The 6,143-nt window shown below is 65.7% G+C and carries 6 protein-coding genes and 1 pseudogene; 1 reads left to right on the top strand and 6 read right to left on the bottom strand.

Annotation, left to right across the window (positions count from 1 at the left end):
• From AZG88_RS39620 to AZG88_RS39605, 4 genes are all read right to left on the bottom strand, one after another.
• The coding region (locus AZG88_RS39620; protein ID WP_061700768.1) for a TIGR03619 family F420-dependent LLM class oxidoreductase at positions 1-841 on the bottom strand (841 nt) is incomplete at its 3' end.
• 430 nt (positions 842-1,271) lie between these two features.
• Positions 1,272-2,165, bottom strand: a complete 894-nt coding sequence (locus AZG88_RS39615; protein WP_061700767.1) for an IclR family transcriptional regulator — start codon at positions 2,163-2,165, stop codon at positions 1,272-1,274.
• A 154-nt stretch (positions 2,166-2,319) separates the two neighbouring features.
• The gene (locus AZG88_RS39610; protein WP_061700766.1) at positions 2,320-3,195 is read right to left on the bottom strand and encodes a cyclase family protein; all 876 of its coding nucleotides are present in this window, start codon (positions 3,193-3,195) and stop codon (positions 2,320-2,322) included.
• Positions 3,196-3,235: 40 nt separating this feature from the next.
• Positions 3,236-3,961, bottom strand: a complete 726-nt coding sequence (locus AZG88_RS39605) for an SDR family NAD(P)-dependent oxidoreductase (RefSeq protein WP_061700765.1) — start codon at positions 3,959-3,961, stop codon at positions 3,236-3,238.
• 444 nt (positions 3,962-4,405) lie between these two features.
• On the opposite strand from AZG88_RS39605, the gene AZG88_RS39600 reads away from it, so the two are divergent.
• Positions 4,406-5,182 (top strand): FadR/GntR family transcriptional regulator, encoded by a 777-nt coding sequence (locus AZG88_RS39600; RefSeq protein ID WP_061042951.1) that lies wholly within the window; start codon positions 4,406-4,408, stop codon positions 5,180-5,182.
• Here the strand turns inward: AZG88_RS39600 and AZG88_RS55855 are convergent.
• A complete protein-coding gene (locus AZG88_RS55855) occupies positions 5,169-5,636 on the bottom strand; it encodes an OB-fold domain-containing protein (protein WP_197488012.1) in 468 nt (155 codons plus the stop codon). The genes AZG88_RS39600 and AZG88_RS55855 overlap by 14 nt on opposite strands.
• A gap of 378 nt (positions 5,637-6,014) precedes the next feature.
• Positions 6,015-6,143 (bottom strand): annotated as a pseudogene (locus tag AZG88_RS51030) (citrate synthase); the annotation flags it as partial.

Genomic DNA, 6,143 nt, shown 5'->3' with positions numbered 1-6,143 from the left:
TCTCCACGGATCCAGGCTTAGTGTCGAGGGACTCCGTATCGGGTCCCGCGGAATACGGATTCCGGAACGAGACGACAACATCGGTGACGCCTTTGTCCTCGAGGCGTTTGATGCCGTCGACGGTGTACGCCTCCGGTGAGATGACGTGAATTTCGAACCGGTGATCGGTGGTGTCCGCTTCCTCCCGGAACCGGTGGAGCCGGGCGAGAAGTCGATCCAACTCGGCGGTTTCGCTGCCAGCGTGCATCCACCCGTCGCCCCGGGTCGCGGCGCGCCGGAGTGCCGCGTCGCTGTGACCGCCGATCAGTATCGGGATCGGGCGGGTGGGTACCGGACTCAGCTTGACGGCAGGCAGCTCATGGACCTGGCCGTGGTATTCGAAATAGTCACCACCGGTCAGACCGCGGAGTATGTCGATGGCTTCGTTCATCCGGGTGCCTCGTCCTTCGAATGGCACACCCATCACCTCGAAGTCCTCGCGCCAGGGACTGACGCCGACACCCAGGCTCAGACGATTGTTCGTCAGGTGGGCTACGGTGCTTGCCTGCTTGGCCACGAGCACGGGCGGCCGGACCGGCAACTTGAGGACGAAGGTGGTGAACCGCAGGGTGCTCGTCACGGCACCCATCGCTGCAGCGAGGATGAGCACCTCGGGGAACGCCTTGTCTTCGAGGAAGTCCCGACTGCCGTCCGCGGTGTAGGGGTAGACCGAGTCCGACTCCTTGGGATAGCAGATGCTGTCGGCGACGGTCATGCTGTCGTAGCCGGCCTGCTCCGCCGCCCTGGCCAGCGGCAGGTAGAAGTGGGGGTTTGTCATCGCCTCGGCATAGGTAAATCGCATAGCTTCGCTCCTCGAGTCGAGCCGCATGGGGTCGGAGATGACGCCATGTCTGGAGGGCCCGGCGTGGTAGTCGGATGGTTTCAGGCGGAGGAGGTGATGGTGAGGCGGAGAATTGCAGCGAGCAGGCCGGTGTCGATGCCACGTGAACTGGACCATCTGGCCGGGCACGGGGCGTGGTGACGCCCATGGAAGGCTGTTTGGTTGAGCGGAGGAGTCGTGTGATGGGAACTCCGCGCCGTCGCCATTGAAGCCGCATGCGCCCCGGCGATTCCCAACCCTGCTGCCATCCAGCGGAATCCTCGTGAATTTTCGCGCATCCCCTCCCGGATCCGCTGTCGCTGTGCGAGGGCGTCGACACCACGACGGTCGTCAAGATCCCGTGGATAGTCCCGGCGCCGAAGTGGTGGGATCGTAGACACTGCTGTCGCGTTCAGTTCATCGGCGTAGTCGTCGCCCGCGCGGCACCGCGGGTCGTGACGCGTTCGGTGGCGCAATGCATGAGCTCGCGTGTGCCTCCTTCAGGCCGGCCTGGCCGGCTGCGGGCGAATGGTCGGCACGGCGTGCCGCTCTCGGCTGCGCTGAGCGCTCGGGTGATGTCGCGCGCCGCGATCCGGAGCGGGGTCGCCAGCATGTGCTCGGGCTTCATGTGCGCAGCCGGACCGCACACGGACAGTCCGGCCACGACATTGCCCGGATTGCCGACCGGCACGCCGATGCAGGCGATCCCGACCACCGATTCCTGGCGGTCCACGGCAATCCCGCGTTCGCGGATCCGGTCGAGCTCCGTGCGCAGCCGGGACGGCACCGCCGGGCTGCGCTGTGTCGAGCCCTGCAGGTCCGTGGCGAGGAAACACTCGCGCTCGCTAGGAGCCAGGTTGGCAAGCAGCGCCTTGCCCACGCTGGTGCAGTGGGCGGGCTGACGTCCGCCGATCCTGGATGGGAGCCGGGCACCGAAGCCCGGGCCGATCTTGTCCAGGTACACCACGTCGACGCCGTCGAGGACAGCGAGATGCACGACATGTCCGGTTAGCCGATGCAGCTCGTGCAGATAGGGTAGCGCCGCCTGGTGCAGACGATCCTGGTGTAGTGCCAACGAGCCCAGTTCGAACAGGCGCATGCCGAGTTCGTAGTCACGCCCGTCGCGACGCAGCCAGTGCAGCTGCACGAGTCGTTCGAGCATCCGGTGCGCTGACGAGCGTGACAGGCCCGTCCGCCTCACGACCTGGGCCAGGTTGAGCCGGCCGGGTCCGTCGAAGGCGTCGAGGAGCAGCGCCGCGCGGTCGAGTCCACCGGTGGGGGGATCGGTGTGCGGGGTCGATGACATGGGGACTCCGATGGAATGGGGCTCCGAATGCGGGCGGCAGTAGCGGAGCGGCTGTGATGGTGGAGGGGTTTTTCGCGGATCGATCAGTGATTTCCGAGGGATCGACCACCGTCGACGACCAATTCGGCTTCCGGCGGTTCCGGTGTCGCAGGTTTCACACGATCGCGATCGGTCGGATCGGTGATCCGGTGCCACCGCGGATCGTCAACGGTAGTGCTACGAACAGGAAGGTGCTCACCCCGTCGGCGGCGAGTTTCTCGCAGTAGATCCACTCCAGGATGTGGATTCCGCGCTCCTGCAGCAGGTACAGGTGCACCGGCAATGGGTTGCCTGGCACCGTGGAGGGGCGCACCTCGAACGACATGGTGTCGGCGCCGACGTGACGGGCGCCGTGTTCGGCGAGCCACCGGGCCCCGTCGACATCGACTCCGCTGCCCCCGCTCTCGCGTCGGATCCGGTCTGCGTCGGGCCAGTACTTCATCTGTCCGGTGCGGACCAAGACTGTGTCTCCGGAGGTGACCTCGACACCGGCACGCTCGGCGGCACTCTGCAAATGTTCGCCGGTGATCGCGAATCCCGGGGGCAGGGCTTCCATGCCGAGAGACCCCGGGACGTCGAGCAGCACGCCGCGGCCGATGATCGGCGGGAGCGTCGACGCGTCGCCGCGGTTGGCGCCGTAGTCGCCAACCGCCCGGTTCGCCGACACGCCGCCGTGCCACTCGTCGTCCGGGCCCCTGGTCACGTGGCACAGTGCGTCGATGTGGGTGCCGGTGTGCAGGCTTCCGGAGACGAGTTCGGACACGTATCCGAACTCGACGTCGTTGGCCACCGCGTCGTCGAACGGGAAGCGCCCGTCGATGCGCTGGCCACTCGGTGAGTTATAGGTGACGACCTCGAATCGGGGGTAGCCGTCGAAGTTCGGCATGTGGCGCCACCACCCCGAGGACAGGTCGTAGATCGTGCCCTTCTCGGGCAGTCCCAGGCAGCGGATCAGGTCCGAGTCACGACCGGAATGGTTCGGTACGTTCACTGAGCAGAGCTCCTTTCACACGGGGTCGAGTGGAGGACCGTCATGCGGTCAGGGACATGCCCGCATCCACGGTTAGGGCGGTGCCGGTGATGGCCGCCGCCGCGGGGGAGATCAGGAACAGAACTGCGGCGGCGACCTCGTCGGGCTGGACGGGTGACCGCCGGGGCGTGCGTGCGACCATCCGTTGGCCGACCTCCGAGCTGAGATAGTCGGTCATGCGGGGTGTTTCGACGAGTCCGGGTGCGACGGCGTTGGCGCGCAGTCCGTGCGGGGCCGAGGCCGCCAGGTAGCGGGTGAATCCTAGGACGCCGGCTTTACCGGTCGAGTACCAATCGGTGCCGCCGCCGATCGTGGTGCCGGCGATGGAGGCGACATTTACTACCGCCTCCGCACGGTCGCGTACTCGGTGCAGCCACGCCGAGGTCACCACCTCGACCGCGGAGACGACCGCGTTCACGCCGTCGGCGAAGGGCCGGGGCTGCGCACTGGGCGGGCCGGCATTGTTGACCAGCAGGTTCGGGACGTGCCAGCCCAGGGTGCGTTCGAGGGCGTCGGCCACGGCCTGGCCGTCAGACACGTCCACGCCGATCGCCGACGACCGGCCGCCGGACCGGCGGATCTCGTCGGCGACGGCATGCGCGGCGTCGGCGTCGATGTCCCAGACCGCGACGGCGATACCCTGTTTCGCGGCGCCGCGGGCGATGGCGCGGCCGATCCCACTGCCGGCTCCGGAGACGACCAGGCAATCTTCGCGTTCGTTCGTCACTGCACTGCACCCTTTCTTCGAGGCTCAGGAAACCCATCATGAGATGAACCAGGTCGCTCAGGGAACTTTCGAACCAATAGAGTTCACTGTTTCCACCCCGGATTCCCGGTGTTGAGCGGTTGCTAGCCGTGTTGAGAGGCTGGTGTCTACGGAATATAGTGTACTCATAGCGTTTAGTCGAGGACTGTTCTTTTGTTGTACTCCTGTGCTTTGCGTCCCTCTGTGTTTCTCGTGGGCGGATCCTGGTGGGCGCGAATCGTACTGTTCACGTGTGAGAAACCCTGGATGTGAAGGCTCAACGTTCGAGTCGGCGCGAGCCCTCGATGCGGATCGCGCCCCCGTGCGACCGTGGCCCTATTGAGGTTCCTCATCTAGCACCGCGCGGCGAGTGGGGAGCCGGTGAATAGGTGCACTTAACGGATTTTTGCGGGTAGCATCGGTGAAATGGCAGTCGGACAGAAAAGTGGTACCGGGAGCGGGGGGCGTGGCAGTCAGCGCCTCGCCGAGACGGTGGCCGACCGTATCGAGAAGGACATCATCGCCGGCGGATGGCGTACCGGGACGATTCTGGGATCGGAAACCGAGCTCATCGAGCGGTATGGGGTCAGTCGTGCGGTCTTCCGTGAGGCCGTGCGGCTGGTCGAACATCATCAGATGGCCACCATGCGGCGCGGACCTGGAGGTGGTCTGGTGATCACCGAGCCGGACCCGGGCGTGGTCCGGCACGCGGCGCGGGTGTACCTGCGGCATGCGGACGTCACCCGTGAGCAATTGTTCGAGGCGCGTACGGCGCTCGAGCTCGCCGGGGTGGTCGCGGCCACCGAACGGTTGACCGAGCCCGGTATCACGCGCCTGACCACAGCGCTGCGCACCGAGGAAGAACTTGTCACGCAAGGCGTGACGAGCGGTCACGCACGCAATCTCCATAGTGTGATTGCCGAACTGACCGGCAATCCCGCCATCAGTCTTTTCGTCGAGGTCCTCGCTCGACTGGACGAGGAGATGGTCCAACAAGGCTGGGACTCAGAGCAACCGAGCGCGGAGTGGACGGCACGAGCGGCCGCGTCTCACGAGGCGCACACTGCGATCGTCGAGGCGATCGTCTCCGGTGACGCGCCCCTGGCCCAGCACCGCATGCGCCGGCACCTGCAGGCCATCGCCTCGCTGCTCGAGGAGGCGACTCCGTCGGGCCGTGTCGCGGCACCGGTCAGTGGTGGGTGAATCCCCGGCTACGCGATTCGGTTCCGCGAGTGCTGCCAGGTGCGCCGGTTCGACAGGCAACCAGTACCGGCATGGGCCTCCGTGCACACTCGAAAACGAGGCGTCCATAGCGGCACTCGATCGGGCTGCGCATTCGTCGACCTTCGATGCGACACAGCGCTGACTTCGAAGACGCGTTCAGGGACTCGGCTCGAGAAAGGGGAGCGTCATTCCCTCGGGCATTTTGCGAAGCGTGACGGTCACGGGCATGCCGCAGCGCACGGCGGTCTCGTCGCAATTTAACGATGTTGCTCATCATGTGAAACCCCTCCGCGAACTCGATGATGGCCACCACACAGGGTGTGTCGAATGCGGGGGACTGCGCTCGCCAGACGACGGAGTAGCTGTATATCGTTCCGACACCGAGGCTTTCGGTCCATGCCAGCCGTGTCGACCAGCACGACGGGCAGAACACCTCCGGCTCTGAAGACGGCCGTGTCGCACTCCTCGCACCGTTGATAGCGCAGCGTGTTCTCGGTGCAGCCCTCCCAGAACGGCGCGGAGATGGGGGTCGGCACCGGCATCGGTCGTGCGCCGATATGCATTCGTCTTCGCCGAACCTCCGGATCTCGGGCGCGTCGGACGTGCCCGCAGGTCCCAGTGAATCGACGTTTCATGGAATCCATCGGCAAGGATGTGGCCAGGTTCGATGCAGTGCACGGGGTGCGGGTGACACCGAACGCGAACAGGTCGACAGTTTGATGAAGACAGCACATCGTGACCGAGTCGAACACGTCGCACCAATGATGTTGTAGCCCCCGTCGGGGCTTCCTCGGGTGGCCCAAATGAAATGTCATTTGGTGTGAGGGATTTGGTCCCAGCCCTCGATGGACTCGGGGGTGCGGGGTGCGGGTCCGGTGTAGATGGCGGCGGGGCGGACGAGTTTGCCGAGACGCTTCTGTTCGAGGATGTGGGCGCACCA

Origin of the sequence: Rhodococcus sp. LB1, from assembly GCF_001583455.1 — a bacterium.
GTDB classification, from domain to species: domain Bacteria; phylum Actinomycetota; class Actinomycetes; order Mycobacteriales; family Mycobacteriaceae; genus Rhodococcus_F; species Rhodococcus_F opacus.
The sequence above is the reverse complement of the archived record's forward strand: the minus strand, read 5'-3'. Positions and strand labels throughout refer to the sequence as shown.

Bases quoted from the DNA above. Each gene is read 5' to 3' on its own strand.
- AZG88_RS39615 (WP_061700767.1), bottom strand. From the start codon at position 2,165: ATGTCATCGACCCCGCACACCGATCCCCCCACCGGTGGACTCGACCGC.
- AZG88_RS39600 (WP_061042951.1), top strand. From the start codon at position 4,406: ATGGCAGTCGGACAGAAAAGTGGTACCGGGAGCGGGGGGCGTGGCAGT.